The organism is Phenylobacterium sp. LjRoot97, from assembly GCF_964254345.1.
Lineage (GTDB): Bacteria > Pseudomonadota > Alphaproteobacteria > Caulobacterales > Caulobacteraceae > Phenylobacterium.
Genome location: NZ_CAXUTH020000001.1, coordinates 1,409,216 through 1,431,235, shown reverse-complemented (window position 1 = coordinate 1,431,235; position 22,020 = coordinate 1,409,216). Strand labels below are relative to the sequence as shown.

At 69.8% G+C, this 22,020-nt stretch carries 22 protein-coding genes; 8 read left to right on the top strand and 14 right to left on the bottom strand.

Annotated elements, in window-relative coordinates; translation table 11 throughout:
• Nucleotides 1–27 precede the first annotated feature (27 nt).
• Nucleotides 28–351 (top strand): antibiotic biosynthesis monooxygenase family protein, encoded by a 324-nt coding sequence (locus ACSQ2H_RS06925; RefSeq protein ID WP_436060705.1) that lies wholly within the window; start codon nucleotides 28–30, stop codon nucleotides 349–351.
• Here ACSQ2H_RS06925 and ACSQ2H_RS06920 read toward each other — a convergent pair.
• From ACSQ2H_RS06920 to ACSQ2H_RS06890, 7 genes are all read right to left on the bottom strand, one after another.
• Complete coding sequence (locus ACSQ2H_RS06920; protein WP_436060704.1) at nucleotides 348–716, bottom strand: VOC family protein; 369 nt, start codon at nucleotides 714–716, stop codon at nucleotides 348–350. The genes ACSQ2H_RS06925 and ACSQ2H_RS06920 overlap by 4 nt on opposite strands.
• A gap of 18 nt (nucleotides 717–734) precedes the next feature.
• Nucleotides 735–1,166 carry a DUF4112 domain-containing protein gene (locus ACSQ2H_RS06915; protein WP_436060703.1) on the bottom strand — a complete coding sequence of 144 codons (432 nt, stop codon included), beginning with the start codon at nucleotides 1,164–1,166 and terminating at the stop codon, nucleotides 735–737.
• Between the two features lie 39 nt (nucleotides 1,167–1,205).
• Nucleotides 1,206–2,189 (bottom strand): N-acetyl-D-Glu racemase DgcA, encoded by a 984-nt coding sequence (dgcA, locus tag ACSQ2H_RS06910; protein WP_436060702.1) that lies wholly within the window; start codon nucleotides 2,187–2,189, stop codon nucleotides 1,206–1,208.
• The gene (locus ACSQ2H_RS06905; RefSeq protein WP_436060701.1) at nucleotides 2,186–4,723 is read right to left on the bottom strand and encodes a polar localization protein TipN; all 2,538 of its coding nucleotides are present in this window, start codon (nucleotides 4,721–4,723) and stop codon (nucleotides 2,186–2,188) included. The genes dgcA and ACSQ2H_RS06905 overlap by 4 nt, the downstream gene beginning before the upstream one ends.
• A 139-nt stretch (nucleotides 4,724–4,862) precedes the next feature.
• Entirely contained in the window at nucleotides 4,863–5,114 is a 252-nt protein-coding gene (locus ACSQ2H_RS06900; RefSeq protein ID WP_436060700.1) for a hypothetical protein, read from the bottom strand.
• A 107-nt stretch (nucleotides 5,115–5,221) separates the two neighbouring features.
• On the bottom strand, nucleotides 5,222–5,749 hold the full coding sequence (locus ACSQ2H_RS06895) for a methylated-DNA--[protein]-cysteine S-methyltransferase (protein ID WP_436060699.1): 528 nt from the start codon (nucleotides 5,747–5,749) through the stop codon (nucleotides 5,222–5,224).
• Nucleotides 5,733–7,223 carry an AlkA N-terminal domain-containing protein gene (locus ACSQ2H_RS06890; protein WP_436060698.1) on the bottom strand — a complete coding sequence of 497 codons (1,491 nt, stop codon included), beginning with the start codon at nucleotides 7,221–7,223 and terminating at the stop codon, nucleotides 5,733–5,735. Before ACSQ2H_RS06890 ends, ACSQ2H_RS06895 begins: the two co-directional genes overlap by 17 nt.
• 257 nt (nucleotides 7,224–7,480) lie before the next feature.
• Here ACSQ2H_RS06890 and cysD point away from each other — a divergent pair, with 257 nt between their 5' ends.
• Genes cysD through ACSQ2H_RS06875 form a run of 3 tightly spaced genes read left to right on the top strand, consistent with a single transcriptional unit; the run spans nucleotide 7,481 to nucleotide 11,934 of the window.
• Nucleotides 7,481–8,410 (top strand): sulfate adenylyltransferase subunit CysD, encoded by a 930-nt coding sequence (gene cysD, locus ACSQ2H_RS06885; protein WP_183776734.1) that lies wholly within the window; start codon nucleotides 7,481–7,483, stop codon nucleotides 8,408–8,410.
• Nucleotides 8,410–10,314 carry a sulfate adenylyltransferase subunit CysN gene (gene cysN / locus ACSQ2H_RS06880; protein ID WP_436060697.1) on the top strand — a complete coding sequence of 635 codons (1,905 nt, stop codon included), beginning with the start codon at nucleotides 8,410–8,412 and terminating at the stop codon, nucleotides 10,312–10,314. Before cysD ends, cysN begins: the two co-directional genes overlap by 1 nt.
• Nucleotides 10,315–10,374: 60 nt before the next feature.
• Nucleotides 10,375–11,934, top strand: coding sequence for a DUF389 domain-containing protein (locus ACSQ2H_RS06875; RefSeq protein ID WP_436060696.1), 1,560 nt, complete (start codon nucleotides 10,375–10,377; stop codon nucleotides 11,932–11,934).
• On the opposite strand, the gene gdhA is transcribed toward ACSQ2H_RS06875, so the two are convergent.
• Nucleotides 11,931–13,274 (bottom strand): NADP-specific glutamate dehydrogenase, encoded by a 1,344-nt coding sequence (gene gdhA / locus ACSQ2H_RS06870; RefSeq protein WP_436060695.1) that lies wholly within the window; start codon nucleotides 13,272–13,274, stop codon nucleotides 11,931–11,933. The two genes, ACSQ2H_RS06875 and gdhA, sit on opposite strands and share 4 nt — an antisense overlap.
• A 178-nt stretch (nucleotides 13,275–13,452) precedes the next feature.
• On the opposite strand from gdhA, the gene ACSQ2H_RS06865 reads away from it, so the two are divergent.
• Complete coding sequence (locus tag ACSQ2H_RS06865) at nucleotides 13,453–13,875, top strand: CBS domain-containing protein (RefSeq protein WP_436060694.1); 423 nt, start codon at nucleotides 13,453–13,455, stop codon at nucleotides 13,873–13,875.
• A gap of 110 nt (nucleotides 13,876–13,985) precedes the next feature.
• Here ACSQ2H_RS06865 and ACSQ2H_RS06860 read toward each other — a convergent pair whose 3' ends face one another.
• The 5 genes from ACSQ2H_RS06860 to ACSQ2H_RS06840 form a co-directional block, all read right to left on the bottom strand.
• Complete coding sequence (locus tag ACSQ2H_RS06860; RefSeq protein ID WP_436060693.1) at nucleotides 13,986–14,624, bottom strand: carboxymuconolactone decarboxylase family protein; 639 nt, start codon at nucleotides 14,622–14,624, stop codon at nucleotides 13,986–13,988.
• Nucleotides 14,625–14,626: 2 nt separating this feature from the next.
• Nucleotides 14,627–15,157, bottom strand: coding sequence for a VOC family protein (locus tag ACSQ2H_RS06855; protein WP_436060692.1), 531 nt, complete (start codon nucleotides 15,155–15,157; stop codon nucleotides 14,627–14,629).
• Between the two features lie 14 nt (nucleotides 15,158–15,171).
• Nucleotides 15,172–16,191: a zinc-dependent alcohol dehydrogenase family protein gene (locus tag ACSQ2H_RS06850; protein ID WP_436060691.1), complete on the bottom strand. Its 1,020-nt coding sequence runs from the start codon at nucleotides 16,189–16,191 to the stop codon at nucleotides 15,172–15,174.
• Between the two features lie 77 nt (nucleotides 16,192–16,268).
• Entirely contained in the window at nucleotides 16,269–17,108 is an 840-nt protein-coding gene (locus tag ACSQ2H_RS06845) for an MFS transporter (protein WP_436060690.1), read from the bottom strand.
• Entirely contained in the window at nucleotides 17,105–17,428 is a 324-nt protein-coding gene (locus ACSQ2H_RS06840; RefSeq protein WP_436060689.1) for an MFS transporter, read from the bottom strand. Before ACSQ2H_RS06840 ends, ACSQ2H_RS06845 begins: the two co-directional genes overlap by 4 nt.
• A gap of 111 nt (nucleotides 17,429–17,539) precedes the next feature.
• Between ACSQ2H_RS06840 and ACSQ2H_RS06835 the strand changes: the two genes are divergently transcribed.
• A complete protein-coding gene (locus ACSQ2H_RS06835; protein WP_436060688.1) occupies nucleotides 17,540–18,163 on the top strand; it encodes an exopolysaccharide biosynthesis protein in 624 nt (207 codons plus the stop codon).
• Here the strand turns inward: ACSQ2H_RS06835 and ACSQ2H_RS06830 are convergent, their stop codons facing one another.
• A complete protein-coding gene (locus ACSQ2H_RS06830; protein ID WP_436060687.1) occupies nucleotides 18,164–19,174 on the bottom strand; it encodes a DUF1176 domain-containing protein in 1,011 nt (336 codons plus the stop codon).
• 75 nt (nucleotides 19,175–19,249) lie between these two features.
• Between ACSQ2H_RS06830 and ACSQ2H_RS06825 the strand changes: the two genes are divergently transcribed.
• Together ACSQ2H_RS06825 and ACSQ2H_RS06820 are read left to right on the top strand one after the other, a co-directional pair.
• Nucleotides 19,250–20,521, top strand: coding sequence for an aminotransferase class III-fold pyridoxal phosphate-dependent enzyme (locus tag ACSQ2H_RS06825; RefSeq protein WP_436060686.1), 1,272 nt, complete (start codon nucleotides 19,250–19,252; stop codon nucleotides 20,519–20,521).
• Between the two features lie 22 nt (nucleotides 20,522–20,543).
• Entirely contained in the window at nucleotides 20,544–21,968 is a 1,425-nt protein-coding gene (locus ACSQ2H_RS06820) for an amidase (protein ID WP_436060685.1), read from the top strand.
• Nucleotides 21,969–22,020 lie beyond the last annotated feature (52 nt).

The window sequence follows — 22,020 nt, the reverse complement described above, 5'->3', positions numbered from 1 at the left end:
ACTGGCGGGCCAGAGCAGGAGTACGCCATGTTCATCGCCATGAACCGCTTCCAGGTCCTGCGCGGACAGGAAGGCGCCTTCGAAGCCGTTTGGCTCTCGCGTGAGACGCATCTGGAATCGGTGCCCGGCTTCCTCGGGTTCAGCCTGCTGCGCGGCCCCGAGCACGAGGATCACACGCTCTACGCCTCGCACTCGCGCTGGGCGTCGAAGGGGGCTTTCGAGGCCTGGACCAAGTCAGAGGCCTTCCGCCTGGCGCACCGCGGCGCCGGCGACAACAAGCCGCTCTACATGGGCCACCCCCAGTTCGAGGGCTTCGAAGTGCTTCAGAGCGTCGCGCCGGCCGCGGCCTAGCCCGACCCAATCATCACCAGATTACCTTCGCTGTCGCGCAGCAGGGCGTAGCGCTCCTTCGGCGACCAGGGGGCGTCGATCGGCTCCTGGTCGAACACTACCCCGCGGCCGTTTAGCTCGCTGAAGGCCTGATCCAAATCCGCGACGACGAGGATCAGGCTCGGCTGCTCGCCCGGCGCTTCATTCGCGCGCTTCTCGAACAGGATCTTGGTCGGCGAGCCCGGCACCTCGAACTCGATCCAGCGCCAACCGCTGCCGTAGTGTTGGTCCGCCGCCAGCACCAGACCCATCACGTCGCGATAGAAGGCGACGGCTCGATCCTGGTCGCTCACCGGCAGTCCCGCGAACTTCACGTGCTTGAACATCGCCGTGTCTCCGCCGCTCTAGACCGTCTTGGGCGTGATCCTCACCGGCTTCGCGCGCCGTCCCGGCTTGCCGTACCAAGTCGCCGGCAGCTCCGAAGCGCCGTGCCGCGCCTCGATATCCTTCTGCAGCGCGCGGGCCGCCATCAGGTGGCCGGGGAACAGGGCGTCCACCGCCCAGCCGATTACCGGCGGGACCGACGCAGCCGAGTCCAGCAGCACATAGGCGGCCATCCTCGCCAGCGTCGGCAACGACGCCCCGGCCACGACGCCCTGATAGAGCAGCAATCCGCCTGCACCGAGGCTGTAGGCCGTCCCGGCCACCGGCACCCAGGCCAGCACGCCGTCCAGACCGATGCCCACGGGCCCGATCCCGACCAGCCGGTCTGAGAGGCGCTTGATGCGCTCGGCGGCCCGCCAGGCCCCGTGCGCGCGTTCCTTATCATCAGCCATCACGTTCCCACGTCATCGCCAGAATATAGGAACTACAGCCTAGCCCCAAAGCTCCGGCGTAGGCGGAAAAATCAGCGAGCCGTCGAAAACCAGCCCCGGATCCCGGTCCCGGGCCAGCAACAATGGGCCGTCAAGGTCGGCGACCTTCGCACCCTGAGCGATGATCATCGCCGGCGCCATGGACAGCGAAGTCGCCACCATGCAACCCGCCATCAGGTCGAGCCCCAGCGCCCGCGCCTCGGCAGCCAGGGCCAGGGCCTCGGTGAGCCCGCCGGCCTTGTCCAATTTGACATTGACCGCGCCGTAACGACGCGCGCACGTCGCCAGTTCGCGGCGCGTATGCAGGCTCTCGTCGGCGCACAGCATGACCGGGCTGGTCCACCCCTCCAGCGCCTCGTCGGCGTCCGCGTGCAGCGGCTGCTCGATCATCTTGACGTCCAGACGGGCGAACTCCGGCGCCAGCCGGACCAGGTCGTCGAAGCTGAGTCCCTCGTTGCCGTCGACGATCAGCCGGGTCTTGGGCGCAGCGGCGCGCACCGCCGCCACGCGGTCCAGATCGTCCGGGCCGCCGATCTTCAGCTTCAGGAACGGACGCCGCGCCATCGGCCGCGCCGCCTCGGCCATTGCCTCGGGGGTGTCCAGGCTGATGGTGTAGCAGGTCTTCACCGGGTCCATGCGCGTCCGCCCCGCGGCCTGCCAAGCCGGCACGCCGCTGAGCTTGGCCTCCAGGTCCCACAGCGCGCAGTCCAGGGCGTTGCGGGCCGCCCCGGGCGGCAGCGCGTCCTGCAGCGCTTGGCGGGTCAGTCCCGCCTCCACCGCCGTCCGCGCGGCGTCGATCCGCGCGATCTCGCCCTGCACCGTCTCGCCGTAGCGGGCATAGGGCACCGCCTCGCCGCGCCCGGTCGCGCCGCCTTCGCTGATCTCGGCGACGATGACATGGGCCTCGGTCTTGGCCCCCCGCGCGATCACGAAGGCGCCGGCCAACGGCCAGCGCTCGTCCCGGACGGCCAGGCGCCGCGTCAAGCCAGGTCGCCGGCCGCCGCGTCGAACAGCAGGTAGGTTCGGCCGGCCTCCGAGCTCAGCAGCGTCTCGACGACGAAGCCCTCGGCGTCGCGCTCTGCGGCGTCCTCCAGCAGTTCGTTGTAGCGGGCCAGATAGGTCATGACCTGGCGCTTCAGCGGCTCGTCGGTGAACAGCTTGCGGGTCAGGCGCCGCGTGGCGGCCGGCGCCAGCTTGCGCACCACCGCCCGCGCGCCGTCGACGTCACGGACCTGCAGCGCCACCGCCAGTTCATGGATCCGGCTGCGCGGCAACAGCGCCGTCGGGTCAATGCCCATGGCGGAAATCTCGCCGGCCAGTATCTCCTCCAGCGGCCGGGAGGCCGCCTCCGCTTCGGCCTCCGCGCCGTCGTCGTGCTCCTCGAGCGAGGACAGCAGGTCCTTCCAGGTCCAGCCGTCGGCGGCAGGTTCCTCTTGGCGACCGCCGGCCTGCTCGAAGACGTGCGAGAATTCGGCGTCGGTCGCCGTCGGCGTCAGCCGCAGGCGCGGTCGGCCACGCTCAGCGCCCTCCTCCGCCGGCAAGGGCTCGTTGAGCTCCAGCTCGTCAGGCTCATCGGCCGGCTCGGGCGCCAGGTCAGGTTCGGGCGCCGCAACCGGCTCAGGAGCCTTTGTCAGGCTGGCGCGCAGCGACACGCGCTCGGGCCGCTCGCGCGCAGGCGGGGGCGCCAGCGGCGGCGCGCTCGCCGTCGCCACCGAGCCCATCAGCCGCACGGCCTCGCTCAACATGTCGTAGTTGCGCCGCACACGATCCTGGAAGGCCTCGTCGATCGCCTGGGTCTCGTCGGCGGTGCGCCGCGCGTGATCCATCAGTTCGTCGATGCTTTCGGCCACCGCCATGCGGACCTCTTCGGCGCGGTCGCGCGCCGCGGCGGGCAGCTTGGTCGCCCGCTCCTCGATGTCGCCCAGCATGCTGGTCAGTTCGTCAAGCGTGGCGCGAGCGGCGCGGGCGCCCTCGTCCAACTTGCTGATGGTCGCAGCGCCGGCCTGCTCGACCATCTTAGACGACTGTTCGATCAGCGCGCGCGCCTCGTCCAGCCTCGCCTCGAACACCTTGTTGGCCTGCTGGCCGGCGGTGAAGGCCGCTTCCGACAACTGGTCGACCTGGTCGCGCGCGGTCTCGGCGTGGCGCGCGGCGACTTGGCGGGTGTCTTCAGCCGCCTGGGTCATGGCGGCGATGGCGGCCCGGGTCTGATCTTCCAGGCGCGTCCGTTCGGCGGCGGCCGCCTGCGCCACGGCTTCCACCGAGTGCAGGGTCGACTGACCGAATTCGTCGCGTTCGGCCTTGGCCGTCTCTGCCAACTCGCGGAACTGCGCGGTCGCCTCGGCCATCAGCTGGCGCAGCGCCTCGCCGCCCTTCACGGCGCGATCGCCCATCTCGGCGGCCGACAGCCGCGCCTGGCCGATGAACTCCGACAGTTGCGCGGTTTGGGTCTCGGCCTGGGCGGCGAAGCCTTCGTGATCGGCGCGCAGCGCATGGGCGGCCGTGACCAGTCCGGCGCGTTGCTCGGTCAGCCCCTTCTCGACCGCGCCGATCTGCTCGGTGACGCCAAGGCCCGCGGTCTCCAGCCGGGCGATGTGGCGGGTCAGGTCCTCTGCGGCGACACGTGCGGCGTCGCTGGTCTCGCCGGCGGCGGCGGCCAGATCGGCGGCGCGCGCGGCGAGCGAGGCCTCGGCCTCGCGCAGCTGCGCTTCGGCCAGGTCGGACGCTTCGCCGACCATCTTGGCCTGGCGGGTGATGGCGTCGGCGACGGCGGTCGCCTGGGAATCCAGCGTCTGGGCCAGGCCGCCCAGTTCGCTGCGCTCGCGACCGAGGGTTTCGGACAGTCCCTGGGCGGTGCGCGCGGCGTTGGCGGCGGCGGCGGCCAGTTCCTCACTCTCGCCGGCCAGCGCCTGGCGCAGGACGATAATCGTGTCACGGGCCTCCTGCGCCGCGGCTCCGGCGCGGGCGATTTCGTCGCGCATGGCGTGGACCAAGTCGACGGTCTGGGCGCCGGCGGCCATGGCCGGGGTGACCATCTCGTCGGCCAAGGCCTTGGTGCGCCGGGCCTCGGCGCCCAGCAGTTGCCCCTGCCGCACCATGTAGGCCAGCGCCCAGACCAGGGCCGCGGGGCCGATGGCCAGCGCCGCGAACACGGCGACCGCGAACGGCTCGAAGTCGAACGGCGCGACCGACCGGCGATAGCCCCAGGCGAAGGCGATCGGCGCGCAGGCCCACAGCACCGACACCACGAGGGCCGCCATGTAGATCGTCCAGCCCGAAGACGGCGCCACCGTCGTGGTCCGGGCGACCGGAATGCGGGGGGCCAGGCCCGACGCCGACGCGCTGGCGGGCGTCGTGGTCTTGCCCTCCATGGCCAGGTCGCCGGACGGCGGCGGGGCGAAGGCGAAGGCCTGATCGGCCGCGGCGGCCTCGGCCGTATCGACGGGCTCGGGCGTCGGCGCGCCTTCTCCGTCAAGCGATTGCAGGTCGACCGGTTGATGCCGCTTCTTGATCTTCATGGCCCGTCGTAAGCGGCCTTCCACCCCAGCCGGCGAGCGCGCAAACACACGCGCGCCAAGTCATTGCACCCAGGATCGAAGGATTACCGGCGAACGCCCGCGAGGCAAAGCACTGATCGGCGGGCGCGGGCCCGCGCCCTCAGGTCCGCAGCAGTTTGGCGCGGGTCTCAGGACAGATTTCGCGGACCATGGTCGGGCCCTTGCCGGACTTGGCGATCACCCGCGGCGCTGGGGCGGAGGCGGCCTTGCGGCTGGTCGTGCGGGCGACCGTGCGCTCGGCCGGAACAGGCTTTTCGACCTGCTGAGCGTCCAGCGTCACGCCGAAATGCGAATAGGCCGCAGCGGATGACGACACCACCACGGCAGCCACGATCTCGGTAAAGGTCTGCATCGGAACTCTCCCGTCCGTCCGACACGATTCCAGCGAGCGACGTTATACGATGGTCGCTGTCATCGGGCGATGTGTCGCAACATGAAATTTCAGTCATGAAGCGTCGATCACTTGTCGACGAAAGCCGCTCCTTCGTGGCTGAGCAGCCAGTGCTTGCGATCAAGTCCGCCGCCGTAGCCGGTCAAGGTTCCGTCGGCGCCGATCACCCGGTGACAGGGCACGACGATCGAGACGGGGTTGGAGCCGTTGGCAAGGCCCACGGCGCGGATGGCCTTCGGACGGCCGATGCGCTCGGCCAGCCCTTTGTAGGTCAGGGTCTCGCCCGCGGGGATCGAACACAGGGCGCTCCAGACCGCGCGCTGAAACTCGGTCCCGCCGGTGCGCCAGGAGATCGTCTCCAACGCCGCCAGGTCGCCGGCGAAATAGCCCTCCAGCGCCGCGCGTGTCTCGGCCGGGGCCGAGCCCTGGACAAGGTCGGTCGGCGGGTTCTGCCGCCGCAGCAGCGTGGTCAGCCGCGCCTCGTGCGTGGTCCAGTCGAAGGCGCGCAGACAGCCGTCGGCGTCGGTGACCAGCAGCCCCTCGCCAAGCGGCGTCGCCAGGCGGTCGAGGGTCAGGACTTCAGGCGGCCTTGGCATGCTTGCTCTCCGAGGGGTTTTTCGGGTCGGCCGCCCAGAGATGCGAGGCCGCATAGGCGCGCCACGGACGCCAGCGCTCGGCTCGCGCCAGGAGCTCGACCGCGGTCGGTCGCACGCCGTCCGGGCCCTCCAGCGCCCGCATCAAGCCGATGTCGGCGCTGGGGAAGGCGTCGGGTTCGCGCAGCGCCCGCATGGCGATGTACTGCGCCGTCCACTCCCCGATCCCCGGCAGGGCGCGCAGCGCAGCGACCGCGTCGTCCAGGCTGCGGCGCATGCCGAACAGTTCCGGATCCGCGGCGGCGGCGGCGGCCAGCCCGACCAGCGCGCGGCCGCGCGCCCTGGGCATCGCCAACGTCTCGACGTCGACCAGCGCCAGCGCCGCCGGCTCGGGGAAGAAGTGGGTGAGGCCTAGCGCATTGGCCGCCTCGTCCTCCAGCCGCGCGCCGTGCTCGGCGGTGATCTTGCCGGCCAGCACCCGGGCGGCCTGCACGGTGATCTGCTGGCCGAGCACCGCGCGCACGGCCAGTTCGAACCCGTCCCAGGCGCCAGGAGCGCGCAGGCCAGGCCGCGCGGCCACCAGCGGCGCCAGATCCGGATCCTCGGACAAGTGCGCCTCGATGACCGCCGGATCGGCGGCCAGGTCGAACACCCGCCGCACGCGGGCGATCACCGCCGGCCAGACCTCGACCTTGGGAAAGCGCAGGGTGACCTTCAGGTACGCGCCTTCGCCCGGCTCGATCATCACCACGCCGCGCGCCTGGCCGACGCTGAGGGTCCGCGCATAGCGGCCGTCACGCACTACCTCGACGCCGGGAATGGCCCGCGCCGTCAGGAAGGCCTGCATCGCCTGCCAGTCATAGGGGGCGCGATAGGGCAGCCGGATGGTCGCCGCGCCGCCCTCCCCGGCCGCGACCTCGGCGCCGCCCAGCCGGCGCAGCTTGGCCGGCGGGCGGTCGAACAGCTGCTGGAAGGTCTCATTGAAGCGCCGCACGCTGCCGAAGCCGGCGGCCAACGCCACCTCGGCCATCGGCATACGTGTCTCGTGCAGCAGTTGCTTGGCCAGCAGCACCCGCCGGGTCTGGGCGACCGCGACCGGCGAGGCGCCGACATGCTGCTGGAACAGCCGCCGCAATTGTCGTTCACCGACCCCCAGCCGCTCGGCCAGGCTGTCGACGTCGCCGTTGTCGAGCGCTCCAGCTTCGATCAGGCCCAGAGCGCGGGAGACCGTATTCGAGGTGCCCCGCCATGACCCCAGGTCCGGCGAGGTCTCTGGCCGGCAGCGCAGGCAGGGCCGGAACCCGGCCTCCTGAGCGGCCGCCGCCGAGCGGTAGAAGCGCATGTTCTCGCGCTTGGGCGTGCGGGCCGGGCAGATCGGCCGGCAATAGATCCCGGTGCTGGTCACGCCGCTGAAGATGCGTCCGTCGAAGCGGGCGTCGCGCATCTGGAAGGCGCGGTAGCAGGCGTCGTCATCCATATCCATGGCGCGATGATCGGCCTATGAGCGGCGCATGTCTCGCGGTTTTCGGACATGACCGGTCTAGGTTTGGCGGCTTTCGGACGGCGCCATTTTCCTCGTCGGCCTGTCAGTAAATCTCTATCGTCATCGGTCCTCGGGTCCCGTAAGCCGTCGCTCAGGGCCAATCCGCGCGGCGCGTCAGCAGCGACGGGCGGACTTTTTCGTTGTTAGAATTCAGGGTGAGGCCCGAGGTTCACGTGCAAGGTACAGCCCTGATGCAGGCCAAGGCGCCGGCGATCGCTCCCGAAACGCTGACTCATCTTCAGCGCCTGGAAGCCGAGAGCATCCACATCATGCGCGAGGTGGCGGCCGAGGCCGAACGCCCGGTGATGCTCTATTCGATCGGCAAGGACTCCGCCGTGATGCTGCATCTCGCGGCTAAGGCGTTCTATCCGTCCAAGCCGCCCTTCCCGCTGCTGCACGTCGACACGACCTGGAAGTTCCAGGCGATGTACGAAATGCGCGAACGCATGGCCAAGGAGCTCGGCTTCGAGCTGCTGGTCCACAAAAATCCCGAGGCGGTCGCGCGGAACATCAACCCGTTCGACCACGGCAGCGCACTGCACACCGACATCTGGAAGACCGAGGGCCTGAAGCAGGCGCTCGACAAGTACGGCTTCGACGCGGCCTTCGGCGGCGCGCGCCGCGACGAGGAGAAGAGCCGCGCCAAGGAGCGCATCTTCTCGTTCCGCTCGGCCCAGCACCGCTGGGATCCGAAGAACCAGCGCCCGGAACTCTGGCGGCTCTACAACACCCGGAAGAACCCCGGCGAGAGCATCCGGGTGTTCCCGATCTCCAACTGGACCGAGCTGGACATCTGGCAATACATCCACCTTGAGAACATCCCGATCGTGCCGCTGTACTTCTCGCAGGTGCGGCCGGTGGTGGAACGCGACGGCACGCTGATCATGGTCGACGACGACCGCATGCCGCTGCGCCCGGGCGAGGTTCCGATGCAGAAGTCGGTGCGCTTCCGCACCCTCGGCTGCTACCCGCTGACCGGCGCGGTCGAGTCCACCGCCGCCACGCTGCCTGAAATCATTCAGGAAATGCTGCTCACCACGACGTCGGAGCGCCAGGGTCGGATGATCGACCACGACCAGGCCGCCTCGATGGAGAAGAAGAAGCAAGAGGGCTACTTCTGATGGCCCACCAGTCCGCACTCATCGCCGAGGACATCGAGGCGTACCTGTCCGCGCACGAGCGCAAGAGCCTGCTGCGGTTCCTGACCTGCGGCTCGGTGGACGACGGCAAGTCGACCCTGATCGGCCGCCTGCTCTATGACTCGAAGATGATCTTCGAGGACCAGCTGGCCGCGCTCGAAGCAGACTCCAAGAAGGTCGGCACCCAGGGCGGCGACATCGACTTCGCCCTGCTGGTCGACGGCCTGGCCGCCGAGCGCGAGCAAGGCATCACCATTGACGTCGCCTATCGCTTCTTCTCGACCGACAAGCGCAAGTTCATCGTCGCCGACACGCCCGGCCACGAGCAGTACACGCGCAACATGGTCACCGGCGCCTCGACCGCCGACGCCGCCGTCATCCTGATCGACGCGCGCAAGGGCGTGCTGACCCAGACCCGCCGGCACTCGTATCTGGTCTCGCTGCTGGGCATCCGGCACGTGGTTCTGGCCGTCAACAAGATGGATCTGGTGGGCTGGGACCGGCAGGTTTACGACGCGATCCTGCAGGAATATGCCGATTTCGCCGCCCAGATCGGCATCAAGGACTACACCGCAATCCCCATGTCCGCCTTGAAAGGCGACAACATCACCAGCCGCAGCGAGGCTGCGCCCTGGTACGAGGGACCGGCCCTTATGCCGCTGCTGGAGACCCTGCCTGTCGAGGACGATCTGCGCGAGCAGCCGTTCCGCATGCCGGTGCAGTGGGTCAACCGCCCGAACCTGGATTTCCGTGGTTTTTCAGGGCTGATCTCGTCCGGAACCGTGCGTCCGGGCGACAAGATCAAGGCCCTGCCCTCGGGCCGCGAGAGCACTATCGACCGTATCGTCACATTCCGCGGCGACCTTGCCGAAGCGGTGGCCGGACAGTCGGTCACCCTGACCCTGAAGGACGAGATCGACATCTCGCGCGGGGACGTCATCTCCGAGGCCGGATCGCCGCCGCCGACCGCCGACCAGTTCGAGGCGACCATCGTCTGGATGGACGACGAGGCGATGCTGCCCGGCCGCCCCTACCTGCTCAAGGTCGGGACCCGCGTGGTTTCGGCCCAGGTCACCGAGCCGAAGTACAAGGTCAATGTAAACACCCTCGAGCACCTGGCCGCCAAGCGGCTGGAGCTCAACGAGATCGGGGTCTGCAACCTCTCGCTCGACGCGCCGATCGCGTTCGACGCCTATGCCGAGAACCACGACCTCGGCGGCTTCATCCTGATCGACCGGATCAGCAACCGGACCGTCGGGGCCGGCATGCTGCACTTCGCCCTGCGCCGCAGCCAGAACATCCACTGGCAGGCGCTGGACGTCGACAAGGCCAGCCGTGCGGCGCTCAAGGGCCAACGCGGCCGGGTCGTCTGGCTGACCGGGCTCTCGGGCTCGGGCAAGTCGACGATCGCCAATCTGGTCGAGAAGCGGCTGCACGCCGACGGACGCCACACCTACCTGCTCGACGGCGACAACGTGCGCCACGGCCTGAACAAGGACCTCGGCTTCACTGACGAGGACCGGGTCGAGAACATCCGCCGGGTGGCGGAGGTTTCGAAGCTGATGGTCGACGCCGGGCTGATCGTGCTGGTGTCTTTCATCTCGCCGTTCCGGGCCGAACGCCGGCTGGCGCGGGAGCTGCAGGCCGAGGGCGATTTCGTCGAGGTCTTCGTCGACACGCCGCTCGCGGTCGCCGAGCAGCGCGACGTGAAGGGCCTCTACAAGAAGGCCCGGGCCGGCGAGCTCAAGAACTTCACCGGCATCGACAGCCCCTACGAGGCGCCCGAGAACGCCGAGATCGTCATCGACACCACCGCGATGTCGCCAGCCGACGCGGCCGAGAAGATCGTCGCCTGGCTGGAAGGCGAGCTCGACTACTCGATCTGACGATCCCTGGCCCGCTCCGCCCCGCGCGTTATGGTGGCGGTGCGAGTCGGGAGGATCGGCATGGCGGCGTCCAAGTCCGTGATCGGCCAGACGGTCGAGGCCATCCGCGAGGCCGTGGAGCCCCCTGCCCGCCTGCTCAGCGACAGCGAGCGCAGCGTCACGGCGGCTGAGATCTACGAAGCCGGCCAACTGACGCCGGCCTACGCCTTCATGCTGTTCAGCGCCTGCGGCATCGCCGCGCTCGGCCTGCTGCAGTCGTCGGTGGCGGTGATCATCGGCGCGATGCTGATCTCGCCGCTGATGGGGCCGATCATGGCGATGGGGATGGCGCTCGCCCGGCTCGACACCCGCGCCTTCCGTTCAGCGGCCGCCGCCCTGGCGATCGGCGCGGCCCTATCGGTGGCCGCCTCGATCCTGATCGTCTGGATCTCGCCGCTGAAGGACGCGACGCCCGAGATCCTCTCGCGCACGCGCCCCACCCTGCTGGACCTGATCGTCGCCCTGCTGTCGGGCTTCGTCGGGGCTTACCTGACCGTCAACCGCAAGGGCGGCGCGATCGCCGGGGTCGCCATCGCCACCGCGCTGATGCCGCCGCTGGCGGTCGTGGGCTACGGGTTGGCCACGGCGAACTGGCAGATCGCGGGCGGGGCCGGGCTGCTTTTCCTGACCAACGTGGTCTCGATCCTCGGCGCGGTCTACGGCGTCGCCCGACGCTACGGTTTCCGACCGCAGGCACGAGAGGGCCGGGCCTGGGAGACCTGGGCGCTGCTGGGGATCATGACAGCGCTGAGCCTGCCGCTGGCGGTCTCGCTGCGCAGCATTGTCATCGAGGCCCGCGAGACCGCCCGCGTGCGGGGCGTGGTGACCGAGGCGTTCGCCGGCGCCTCGCCGCACATCACCGAACTGGTGGTCGAGACCGGGCATGGCGGGACCAGCGCCGTGCAGGCCGTGGTCGTCACGCGCAAGTACGTTCCAGGCGCGCAGGCAGAGGTGGCCCGCCAGCTCAAGGCCGGCGCCACGGTCGAAATCGAGCAGATCGTCACCGACACTGGCGTCCCGCCCGCGGCAAGCAGCGGCGGCGCCTTGGCCAACCGGGTCACGCCGACCAACGCCCCAGCCGGCCCGGAGCAGAAGCTGCGCGCCATGCTGTCAGGCGTCGGACGGGTGGAATCCGTGCGACGCGACGGCGATGAAATCGAGGCCAGCCTCGTGCTCAACGGCGCGCCGGTCCTGGCCGAGTATCGGGCCGCCGAACAGGCCGCCCAGCGTTTCCTGCCGCAGACGCAAGTGCGGATCGTCCCGCCCCTCGCTGCGCTGCCAGCCGTGCCGTTCGCCTATGGGACGAGCGCCCTGGACGCCGAGGGCCGCCGAACAGCCGAGACCATCGCCTGGGCGCTGAACCGATGGGGCCTGAAGACGGCCAAGGTCGAGGGTCTGGCGACGCCCGGCTCGCGCGGACCACGCGCCGCGGACCTGCGCGTAGCCCAGGCGCGGGGCGAGGCGGTGGCGGGCGTGCTGCGCGAACGCGGGATCGACGCCAGCGTCAGCGCCAGCGTGCCCGATGCGGTCGAGGGCGCCCCTGAGCAGTACCTGGCCGCGCGGGTGAGCGCCGCGCCCTAGATTACACCCTGCGCCGACATGGCGTCGGCGACCTTCACGAAGCCGGCGATGTTGGCGCCGTCGACATAGCTGACCGAGCCGTCGGCCCGCTGGCCGTAGCGCAGGCAGGAGGCGTGGATGCCGCGCATGATCTCCAGCAGGCGGCGATCGACCTCCTCGCGCGGCCACGAGAGCCGCATGGCGTTCTGGCTCATCTCCAGGCCCGAGGTCGCCACGCCGCCGGCGTTGGCCGCCTTGCCCGGCCCGAACAGCACGCCGGCCTCTTCGAAGGCCTTCACCGCCTCGATGGTCGAGGGCATGTTCGCGCCCTCGGCGACGCAGACGACGCCATTGGCGATCAGGGTCTCGGCGTCCTCGCGGCCGAGCTCGTTCTGGGTGGCGCAGGGCAGCGCCACGTCGCAGGGCACGCTCCAGGGACGGATCCCGGCCTCGAACCGCAGGCCCAGCTTGGTCGCGTAGTCGGACACCCGACCGAAATAGTGGTTCTTCACCTCCATGAGCTCGGCGAGCTTTTCGGGCGTGAAGCCGTCCTCGTCGATCACCGTGCCGCTGGAGTCGGAGACGGTGATGACCCGCGCGCCCATCTGCATCGCCTTTTCGACGGCGTACTGGGCGACATTGCCCGAGCCGGAGACGCAGACGCGCTGGCCCTCCATCGAGCGGCCGGCGTGGTTCAGCATCTCCTCGGCGAAATAGACCGTGCCGTAGCCGGTCGCCTCCGGACGGATCAGCGAGCCGCCGAAGCTCAGGCCCTTGCCCGTGAACACCGCGTCGGCGCGGTTGGTGAGCTTCTTCATCATGCCGGCCATGTAGCCGACCTCGCGGCCGCCGACCCCGATGTCGCCGGCCGGCACGTCAGTGTCCGAACCGATGTGCCGGAACAGCTCCGACACGAAGGCCTGGCAGAAGCGCATCGTCTCGCCCCGGCTGCGCCCCTTGGGATCGAAGTTCGAGCCGCCCTTGCCGCCGCCCATCGGCAGGGTCGTCAGGGCGTTCTTGAAGGTCTGCTCGAAGGCCAGGAACTTCAGCACCGACAGGTTCACGGTCGGGTGGAAGCGGATGCCGCCCTTGTAGGGCCCGATCGCCGAGCTGTGCTGGATGCGGTAGCCGCGGTTGACGTGGACCTCGCCCTTGTCGTCCACCCACGGCACCCGGAAGATGATGATGCGCTCGGGTTCGACCAGGCGGTGGATCAGGCCCTGTTCGGCATAGGCCGGATTGCGCTCGATGAACGGCCAGAGGCTGGTCATCACCTCGGTCACCGCCTGAAGGAACTCAGGCTGTCCTTCGTTGTCGGCCGCAACGGTATTGAGGCAGTCCTCCAGGCTCTTGAACTTCATCGGATCCTCGCGACCTATGCTTTAAAGAATGCTGCGGTCTAGGGCCTCCACCGGGTCCGCACAATCAGGAGTATGGCCGCCGCCACCCCTGGTGAGTAACGCCTTCGCGAGCTTCCCCAAGGGGAACGGACGGCCCCGGCCGGGGTTCAAGCACTCCATCCACGGAAGGAGAGCTGTCTTGAAAGTCAGCGAAGTCATGACCGCCCAGGTGGTCACCGCCAAACCGAAGACCTCGATCAAGGACATCGCGCGCATGATGTCGGAGATCGACAGCGGCGTGATCCCGGTCGCCGAAGACGGCAAGGTGCTAGGCGTGGTCACCGACCGCGACATCGTGGTGCGGGTGGTCGCCGACGGCGGCGCGCTGGACGCGCCGGTCTCCGACATCATGACCGACGACGTGCAGTCCTGCCACGCCGACGACAACCTGGCCGACGCGACCGCCAAGATGGGCGCGCATCAGGTCCGCCGCCTGCTGGTCTACAGCGACGGCCGTCTGGCCGGGATCCTGTCGCTGGGCGACGTCGCCCTGGACTACGGGGCCAAGGCGGTCGGCCGGACCCTCGAAGAGATTTCGGCCGAGCCGGCCAACCAGCAGTAGGCGCTTCATCTGCCCTCCCCGTGAGTGCACCTCCCTCTCCCTGCCGGGGAGAGGGAGCTTGACCTTGGGCCGCTCCCCGGTGTTGGCCGAGATGAGTGGTGGCGAGGGCGCTAAGACCGCCGGCCGATGTCGAGGAAGTCGGCGCCGCTGAAGTCCTCGGGCGCGGCGACCTCGACGATGGGGTCGTCGCGGTCGTCCCACTCGGTGCGCAGGGCCCGGCTCATCACCGCGTGCATGTCGTACATGCAGGTGATGTAGGTCAGTTCGAGGATCTCGTGATCGCTGAGGAAGGCTTTCAGCGCCGCGAACACCGGCTCGGGCGTGCGGCCGGCCTGCAGCGAGAGGCAGTCGGCATAGGCCAGAACGGCCCGCTCCTGCGCCGAATAGCAGTCGGCGACCTGCCAGTGGGGCACGGCCGCGATGCGGTCCTCGGAAACCGCAAGCCCGCGCAAAGACTTGCAGTGCTGCGAGAACACGAACTGGCTGGCCTTGTTGAAGCCGACCCGGGTCTGGGCCAGCTCGCGCAGCACCGGGTCGAGCTTGCGGTCGGGACTGCGATAGAGCGCAAAGCCGCGGTTGCAGTGCTCCAGCACGTCCGGGACGTTGGCGAAGACGGTCCACCAGTCGCCTGGGGTGCCGGTGCTGGTTCCCGGCTGCGCGACCGGGTCGCGCTCGCCGAACAGCAGGTCGTAGCTGCGCAGGACCTTGGGGTCGGCTTCGGCGCGGGGCACCTGGCGCAGGCGCGGCATCCTCAGGCCTCCACGCGCGCGGCGCTGGCCGGCGCATGCTTGACGTCGCCTGGACCGAAGGACCGGGTGGTGGCGGCGAGCTCCAGCATGATGCCGTTCGGATCGGTGAAGTAGACCGAGCGGAAGAAGACGCCCGCGTGGTTCTCGGCGCTGACGCCCATCGGGCTGTCGTCGTGATTGACCACCATGTTCGGCAGCACCTTCACCCCGGCGTCGACCAGCCGCTGGCGGTACTCGTCGAGCTTGTCCTCGGGCACGTTGAACGCGACGTGGTTCATCGAGCCGATCGCCGACCTCGGCTCCTCCGGGAACTGCTTGACCGAGGCGATCCCCGGCGCGGCGGGCGGGGCGTCGGGCCACCAGAAGAAGGCGACCGAGTCCCCGCCCCCGCAGTCGAAGAAGAAGTGCTGGCCGCCGTCCGGCAGGGCGACAGTCTTGTAGAGCGGCATGCCGAGGATCTCGCTGTAGAAGCGGACCGTCTCGGCCATGTCCCGGCAGACCAGCGCCAGGTGGTTGATGCCCGTCGTACGCATCTCCACGCCTCCGATCAGAACTGCAGGACGATCTTTCCGAAATGCTCTCCGCCCTGCATGGCGGCGAACGCCTTGGCGACGTCCGTCCAAGGGAAAACCTTGTCCACCACCGGCTCGATGCGGTGCAGCTCGATGGCGCGGCACATGGCCTCGAACATCTCGCGCGAGCCGACCGACAGACCTTGCAGCCGGGCGCTGTTTCCGATCAGGACGCCGGGATTGACGCCCTCGCCGGCCCCGGCGACGACGCCGATGATGGCGATGTGGCCGCCGATGCGGACCGCTCGCAGGCTCTGCTGGATGGTGCCGGCGCCGCCGACCTCCATCACGAAGTCGGCGCCGACGCCGCCGGTGGCCTGGCGCACCGCCGCGGCCCAGTCAGGGGTGGTCCGGTAGTTGACCAGATGGTCGGCGCCGAGCGCCTTGGCCCGTTCCAGCTTCTCGTCCGAGGACGAGGTGATCACGGTGCGGTAGCCGGCCGCCGCGGCGAACTGCAGCCCGAAGATCGAGACGCCGCCAGTGCCCTGCAGCACCACCGTGTCGCCGGGTTCGAGCCGCGCGTCCTCGAAGAGACCGCGCCAGGCGGTCAGGGCCGCGCACGGCAGGGTCGCGACCTGCTGGTCGGTCAGGAAGTCCGGGACCTTGGAGACGCCCTCCTGGCTGAAGACGCCGAGTTCGCGGCCCGCGCCGGGGATCGGGAAGCCCAGCGACGAGCTGAGCTTTTCCAGCGTCGGGCGCCCCGCGGTCCAGTTCTGGAAGAAGAGGGTCGCGACCCGGTCGCCGACCGCCACACGGGTGACCCCAGGGCCCACCGCCTCGACCACGCCGCAGCCGTCGGAAAAGGGCGTGATGCTGCCGCCCGCGGTGGCCGAGCCACGGCTGTACATGCCGTTGACCATCAGCATGTCACGGTAGTTCAGCGACACCGCCTTCATACGGACCAGCACTTCGCCATGACCCGGCGTCGGGTCGGGCGCGTCGACCACCTTCAGGGCGTCGAACCCCCACGGCGCTGAAACTTCCAAGGCCCGCATGCATCCTCCCTAGGACTATGTCTGGCGGCATAGTCGCCCCTTCGGGCCCTCCCGCAAGACTGTCGTGGCGGAAGGCGCTACGGGTCGAGCCGCTTGACGCCGTAGAGCCGCAGGGCGCCGATGAGCCCCAGCGCCGACATCACCGCCATGGCCAGGTAGCCCTTGGCTCCGACCAGATCGAACAGCCAACCCGAGCCGATCGTCGCCGCTCCCATCAGCAGGCCGCCGGAGAGCGCCGAGTTGATGGTCTGGGCGGCCGAGGCGTTGGCCGGGGTCGACAGCTTCTCGACCAGCTGCAGCGAGGCCAGGAACGTCGCGGCGTAGGTGAAGGTGTGCAGGGCCTGCATCGGCAGCAGCAGCCAGAGCGGCGGCGAGAAGGCCAGCACCGTCCAGCGGACCAGGGCGGCGGTCCCGCCGATGACCAGCAGGTTGCGCGGGCCGATGCGGCGGCGCCACGGCTCCATGAACCACATGAAGCCGACCTCGACCGTGACGGCCAGGCCCCAGAACAGGCCGGTGGCGCTCTCGGGCATGCCCTGCTGTTTCCACGAGAGCGTCGAGAACGAGTAGTAGAAGGCGTGGGCTGACTGGATCAGGCCGACCGACACCACCGCCAGCATGAAGTTGCGGTCGCGCAGCAGCTCGCCCAGCCCGGCGAGGCGCTCGGAGAGCCGGCTGGCCCCGCCGCCCTCGCGCACCGGATCGGGCGGCAGCAGGCCGCGCGCGGCGCCGGCCGCCAGCATCGCCGCGGCGGTGATCCAAACCAGGACCAGCTCGGGCGAGTAGCGGGCCAGCAACGCGCCGACCACGACATTGGCGATGATGAAGGCGACCGAGCCGATGCCGCGCGGCCAGCCGTAGTTGAAGCCGTCCCGGCCCGCCCGGCGAAAGACGATGACGTCGGTCAGCGGGATCATCGTCGAGAGGATGGTGTTGGCCAGGAACCAGATCCCGAACCACCAGGCGAAGCCGAACGGGGCGGCAGCAGGCTGTAGGCCAGCGCCACGGCCAGCCCCATCAGGATCAGCGGCGTGCGCCGCAGGGAGAAGCTGTCGGCCCACATGGCGATGGCCGGCGCGGTGACCGCCCGGGCCAGCATCGGGGCCGAGAGGATCAGCCCGATCTCGGCGCCCGAGAGCCCGCGGGAGGCGAACCAGACCGGGATGTACGGCGAGCTCGCCCCGGTTCCGACGAACAGGGCCGCATAGAACAGACCAAGGCGGAGCGGCTGGGACATCTGCCCGACCGGCTTATGCGAGTCGCCGCCAACAATCGCGTGAGTTCAGGCGATTTGAGCGCGGCTTTTCCTTCCGCAACGGCGCCATGCCGTGCTAGCGCGAAGCTTGAAATGTCCGAACACCGTAAAGCCGCGAGCGTATCCGAACTCCTCGACCTGATCGCGGAGCGCCCGGACCGCGAGGTTTCGGTCGGCGACCTCCTCGACACCTTCGGCGATCGCGCCTTCGGGGCGCTGATGTTCGTGTTCGCCGCGCCGCTGGTGCTGCCGATGCCGCCCGGCGTCTCGGCGTTGCTGGGCGCGCCGCTCATTTTCATCACCTTCCAGTGGACGATGGGCCGCAAGACCCTGTGGCTGCCCAAGGTGATGCTGTCGCGGACCATGAGCATGGCCGACTTCCGCGCCCTGACGGTGAAGCTGAAGCCGCACTTGGCGCGGCTGGAGCGGCGGCTGCGGCCGCGGCTGACCTTCATGTACAACCCGCTGGGCGACCGGCTGGTCGGCGCGCTGTGCTTCGTGCTGTCGCTGATCGTGTTCCTGCCGATCCCGTTCGGGAACATGCTGCCGAGCTTCGCGATCGCCGCCTTCGCCATCGGCGGGGCCGAGCGCGACGGGCTGGCGGCGCTGATCGGCTGGATCGCGGCGATCCTGTCGGTGGTGGTGCTGATCGTGCTGTCGAAGGCGATCGTCGCGGCGATCCTGGCCTTCTTCGCCACCCTGCTCGGGATGTTCTGACTACTTGGCGCGGGTGCGCCAGGTCGTGGCCCAGTCGTCCGGACCGACGCCGCGGCATTCGCCCATCAGGTCCTGCGCGGTCGGCGCGAAGGCCTTGCCGTCCCAGACCCAGGTGTTGACCGCCCCGCAGTCGCCCAGGCCCCGGCCCTTCTCGAAGTTCGACAGGGTGCGGGTCGCCGGGTCGTAGTCGACGTTCATCAGCTCGCTGGTCGGCTCGGCGGCGCCGGCATAGCGGATCGGCAGGCGGTAGGCCGCGCCCTTCGCGTCCACCACCGCGAAGCTGTAGATCATGTTGTAGGCCCCGCGCGTGCACAGCGGCGCCCAGAGGGTCAGGTCGGGCGACAGGCGTGCGGAGATCGGCGCGATCTCCAGCGTGGCGATGTCGTCGTCGCAGTCGCCCATCAGCGCCATCACCGCCCGCGGCGGCTTCGAGGGCAGCCCGGCCTGGGATACCGCCGGCGCGGCCTGGACCAGCGGCGGAACCGGCGGCGCGGGCACAGCGGAGGCCGGCGCCGGTCCCCTGGCGACCAGGGCGGTGACGCCGCCGGCCCGCTTCTGCTGATCGTCCATCCAGCGCAGGGCGGCCGAACTGCCGGCCAGGGAGATCGCGCCGATCGGCTTGCCGGCCGCGGCGACCTGCAGCGCCTCGCCGTTGGCGGCGGCGGCGAGGACGGCCGATGTTTGCGAGGCGCTCAGGGCCGCCGCGGCGCGGCCGTCGCCGTCCTCGCTGGCCGCCTGGACGGTCGTGAGCGCTTTGCCATCGACCGAGAGCGACCAGGGACCGGGCGGCCCCTCCATCACCAGCCTGGCCTGGGCGGCCTCGGCCGCATGAGCGCCGCGCTCGACCTTCAGGTAGCCGGACATCTCGAACGCCTCGCCGGCGAAGCCGAAGGCCGCGCACTGCCGGGTGTTGTCGCAGGCGACCCACCAGTCCTTGAAGGTCTCGTTGGCGCCGGCCGGCGCGGCGGCGGCCATCGCCAGACCCGCCAGGGTCAGAACCTTCGCCGTCATCGCCCGCTCCCCGGTTGCCGAACTGCGTTCGCAGCGTAAGGTCTCGGTACGGCCTTCGTCGACGGAGAACTCCCCATGACGCGTAGCCACGACAGAGCCCTGCGCGAGCGCGCCGCCGCGGTGATCCCCGGCGGGATGTACGGCCACCAGGCGGTCGGCCTGTTGCCCGACGACTACCCTCAGTTCTTCAGCCGCGCCGAGGGCGCGCACATCTGGGACGCGGACGGCAAGCGCTACCTGGACCTGATGTGCGCCTACGGCCCCAACCTGTTCGGCTATGGCCAGCCGGAGATCGACGCGGCCTATGTGCGCCAGCTGGGGCTCGGCGACACCCTGACCGGGCCGACCGAGCTGATGGTGCGGCTGGCCGAGGAGATGACCCTGCTGGTCAGCCACGCCGACTGGGCGATGTTCTGCAAGAACGGCACCGACGCGACGACCATGGCGCTGATGACTGCGCGGGCCCAGACCCGGCGCAAGACCATCGTGCGGGCCAAGGGCGCCTATCACGGCGCCTCGCCGTGGTGCACGCCCAGGCCAGCCGGCACCACCGAGGCGGACCGCGCGAACCAGATCTTCTGCGACTACAACGACGTCGCCAGCCTGGAGGCGGCGGTGGCGCAGGCCGGCGACGACCTGGCCGCGATCTTCGCCGCCCCTTTCAAGCACGACGCCTTCATCGACCAGGCGGCGCCCGACGCGGCCTATGCCCGCCGCTGCCGCGAACTGGCCGACCAGACCGGGGCGCTGCTGATCGTCGACGACGTGCGGGCCGGCCTGCGGATGGCGCGCGACTGCTCGTGGTCGGTGGTGGGGGTGGAGCCGGACCTCTCGACCTGGGGCAAGTGCATCGCCAACGGCCATCCGATCTCGGCGCTGCTGGGCTCGGAGAAGGCGCGCAAGGGCGCGGCCTCGATCTATGTCACCGGCTCGTTCTGGTATCAGGCCGCGCCGATGGCCGCGGCGCTGGAGACGCTGCGGCTGGTGCGCACCACCGACTACCTGGAGCGGCTGATCGGCATGGGCGCGCGGCTGTCGGCGGGGCTGACTGAACGCGCCGCCGCAGCCGGCTTCGGCCTGCGCTGCACCGGACCGGGGCAGATGCCGCTCTATCTGTTCGACGACGACCCGGACCTGCGGAAGGGCTTCTTCTTCGTCTCGCAGATGCTTCAGCGCGGGATCTATCTGCACCCCTGGCACAACATGTTCCTGTGCGCGGCGATGACCGAGGCTGACATCGACGGGGTGCTGAACGCCGCCGAGGAGTCGCTCAGCGCGCTGAAGCGCGAGGCTGGCGGCCTGGCCCCGGTCGAGAAGCTGGCCTTCCTGGCCGGCGGCCAAAGATAAGAAAAATCAAAGGGTAGGAACGATGGACGATTTCTCCGAGCACGACGGTCTGGCGCTGGCCGCCCTGGTGGCCAAGGGCGAGGTGACGCCGCTGGAGCTGGTGGACGCGGCCATCGAGCGGATCGAGCGGCACAATCCGTCCCTGAACGCCGTGGTCTTCAAGGCCTATGACGAGGCCCGCAAGACCGCCCAGGGGCCGCTGCCCGACGGTCCGTTCAAGGGCGTGCCGTTCCTGATCAAGGACCTGGGCGTGCCGGTCGCCGGCTGGCCGCGCAGCTATGGCAGCCGCTTCGCCGCCGGCTGGGTGGACAAGGACGACTGCGGGCTGACCCGGCGCTATCGGGAGAGCGGCGTGGTGCTGGTCGGCAAGACCAACACGCCGGAGTACGGCATCACCGGGGTGACCGAGGGCGGCTATCTGGGCGCCTGCCGCAATCCCTGGAACCCCGACCACGTCTCGGGCGGGTCGTCAGGCGGCGCGGCCTCGGCGGTGGCGAGCGGGATGGTGCCGCTGGCCCATGCCAGCGACGGGCTCGGATCGATCCGCATTCCGGCCGCCTGCTGCGGGCTGGTCGGCCTGAAGGTCACCCGCGACCGCACCCCGAACCTGCCGGACGGCGACAACTACGCCATGGGCTTTTCCGTCGATCACGTGGTGACCCGCACGGTGCGCGACAGCGCCGCCATGCTGGACGCCACCGGCCGGCCCGAGCCCGGCGCGCCGTTCGAGGCGCCGCACAAGGAGCGGCCCTACATGGAGGAGATCGAGCGCAGCCCCGGCAAGCTACGCATCGCCTGGTCGTCGGAAACCCCGTCGGGCCGCCCGATCGAGCCGCAGATCCAGGCGGCGCTGGAACGCACCGCCGCCCTGCTGAAGGGCCTGGGCCACGAGGTGGTCGAGAAGGGCCTGGGCATCGACTACCGCGCGCTCTACACGGCGCGCGCGCCAGTTTCGGGCGCCAACTTCGCAGCCAACATCGCGCGGCTGGCGGCCATGCTCGGCCGCGAACCGCAGGAGCACGAACTGGAGCCGCTGACCTGGGCGGCGTTGAAGAGCGGGCGCAAGGTGACCGGCGAGCAGGCGTTCCGCGGCTGGCAGGACCTGCGCGACCTGAACCGCAAGACGCTGATGTTCTTCGAGGACGTCGACGTCTACCTGTGCCCAGTGCTGGGCACGTCGGTGCCGCCGGTCGGACTGATCGACCCGGTGGCGGTCGATCCGCAGGAGTTGAACAAGCGCCAGAGCAAGGCCTTCCCCTACACCCCGCCGTTCAACTTCTCGGGCCAGCCGTCGCTGTCGCTGCCGCTGGAGATGGACGACGACGGCCTGCCGATCGGCATGATGTTCACCGCCCGCTTCGCCGACGAGGCGACGCTGTTCCGGCTGGCGGCCCAATTGGAGAAGGAAGCGCCCTGGAAGGGCCGTCGTCCCGCGCTCTGGGGGTAGAAAGCGCCCTCCCTCCCGCGTTAGCTTGGGCCCAGGATTCTAGGAGTACTCC

Excerpts from the sequence above, each read along its gene's own strand:
- cysN (WP_436060697.1), top strand. The coding sequence starts at position 8,410 with ATGGCCCACCAGTCCGCACTCATCGCCGAGGACATCGAGGCGTACCTG.
- ACSQ2H_RS06920 (WP_436060704.1), bottom strand. The coding sequence starts at position 716 with ATGTTCAAGCACGTGAAGTTCGCGGGACTGCCGGTGAGCGACCAGGAT.
- ACSQ2H_RS06875 (WP_436060696.1), top strand. The coding sequence starts at position 10,375 with ATGGCGGCGTCCAAGTCCGTGATCGGCCAGACGGTCGAGGCCATCCGC.
- ACSQ2H_RS06835 (WP_436060688.1), top strand. The coding sequence starts at position 17,540 with ATGTCCGAACACCGTAAAGCCGCGAGCGTATCCGAACTCCTCGACCTG.
- ACSQ2H_RS06900 (WP_436060700.1), bottom strand. The coding sequence starts at position 5,114 with ATGCAGACCTTTACCGAGATCGTGGCTGCCGTGGTGGTGTCGTCATCC.
- gdhA (WP_436060695.1), bottom strand. The coding sequence starts at position 13,274 with ATGAAGTTCAAGAGCCTGGAGGACTGCCTCAATACCGTTGCGGCCGAC.
- ACSQ2H_RS06895 (WP_436060699.1), bottom strand. The coding sequence starts at position 5,749 with ATGCCAAGGCCGCCTGAAGTCCTGACCCTCGACCGCCTGGCGACGCCG.
- ACSQ2H_RS06915 (WP_436060703.1), bottom strand. The coding sequence starts at position 1,166 with ATGGCTGATGATAAGGAACGCGCGCACGGGGCCTGGCGGGCCGCCGAG.
- ACSQ2H_RS06925 (WP_436060705.1), top strand. The coding sequence starts at position 28 with ATGTTCATCGCCATGAACCGCTTCCAGGTCCTGCGCGGACAGGAAGGC.
- ACSQ2H_RS06890 (WP_436060698.1), bottom strand. The coding sequence starts at position 7,223 with ATGGATGACGACGCCTGCTACCGCGCCTTCCAGATGCGCGACGCCCGC.
- ACSQ2H_RS06845 (WP_436060690.1), bottom strand. The coding sequence starts at position 17,108 with ATGATCCCGCTGACCGACGTCATCGTCTTTCGCCGGGCGGGCCGGGAC.
- ACSQ2H_RS06840 (WP_436060689.1), bottom strand. The coding sequence starts at position 17,428 with ATGTCCCAGCCGCTCCGCCTTGGTCTGTTCTATGCGGCCCTGTTCGTC.
- cysD (WP_183776734.1), top strand. The coding sequence starts at position 7,481 with ATGCAGGCCAAGGCGCCGGCGATCGCTCCCGAAACGCTGACTCATCTT.
- ACSQ2H_RS06860 (WP_436060693.1), bottom strand. The coding sequence starts at position 14,624 with ATGCCGCGCCTGCGCCAGGTGCCCCGCGCCGAAGCCGACCCCAAGGTC.
- ACSQ2H_RS06820 (WP_436060685.1), top strand. The coding sequence starts at position 20,544 with ATGGACGATTTCTCCGAGCACGACGGTCTGGCGCTGGCCGCCCTGGTG.
- ACSQ2H_RS06825 (WP_436060686.1), top strand. The coding sequence starts at position 19,250 with ATGACGCGTAGCCACGACAGAGCCCTGCGCGAGCGCGCCGCCGCGGTG.
- ACSQ2H_RS06855 (WP_436060692.1), bottom strand. The coding sequence starts at position 15,157 with ATGCGTACGACGGGCATCAACCACCTGGCGCTGGTCTGCCGGGACATG.
- ACSQ2H_RS06850 (WP_436060691.1), bottom strand. The coding sequence starts at position 16,191 with ATGCGGGCCTTGGAAGTTTCAGCGCCGTGGGGGTTCGACGCCCTGAAG.
- ACSQ2H_RS06905 (WP_436060701.1), bottom strand. The coding sequence starts at position 4,723 with ATGAAGATCAAGAAGCGGCATCAACCGGTCGACCTGCAATCGCTTGAC.
- ACSQ2H_RS06830 (WP_436060687.1), bottom strand. The coding sequence starts at position 19,174 with ATGACGGCGAAGGTTCTGACCCTGGCGGGTCTGGCGATGGCCGCCGCC.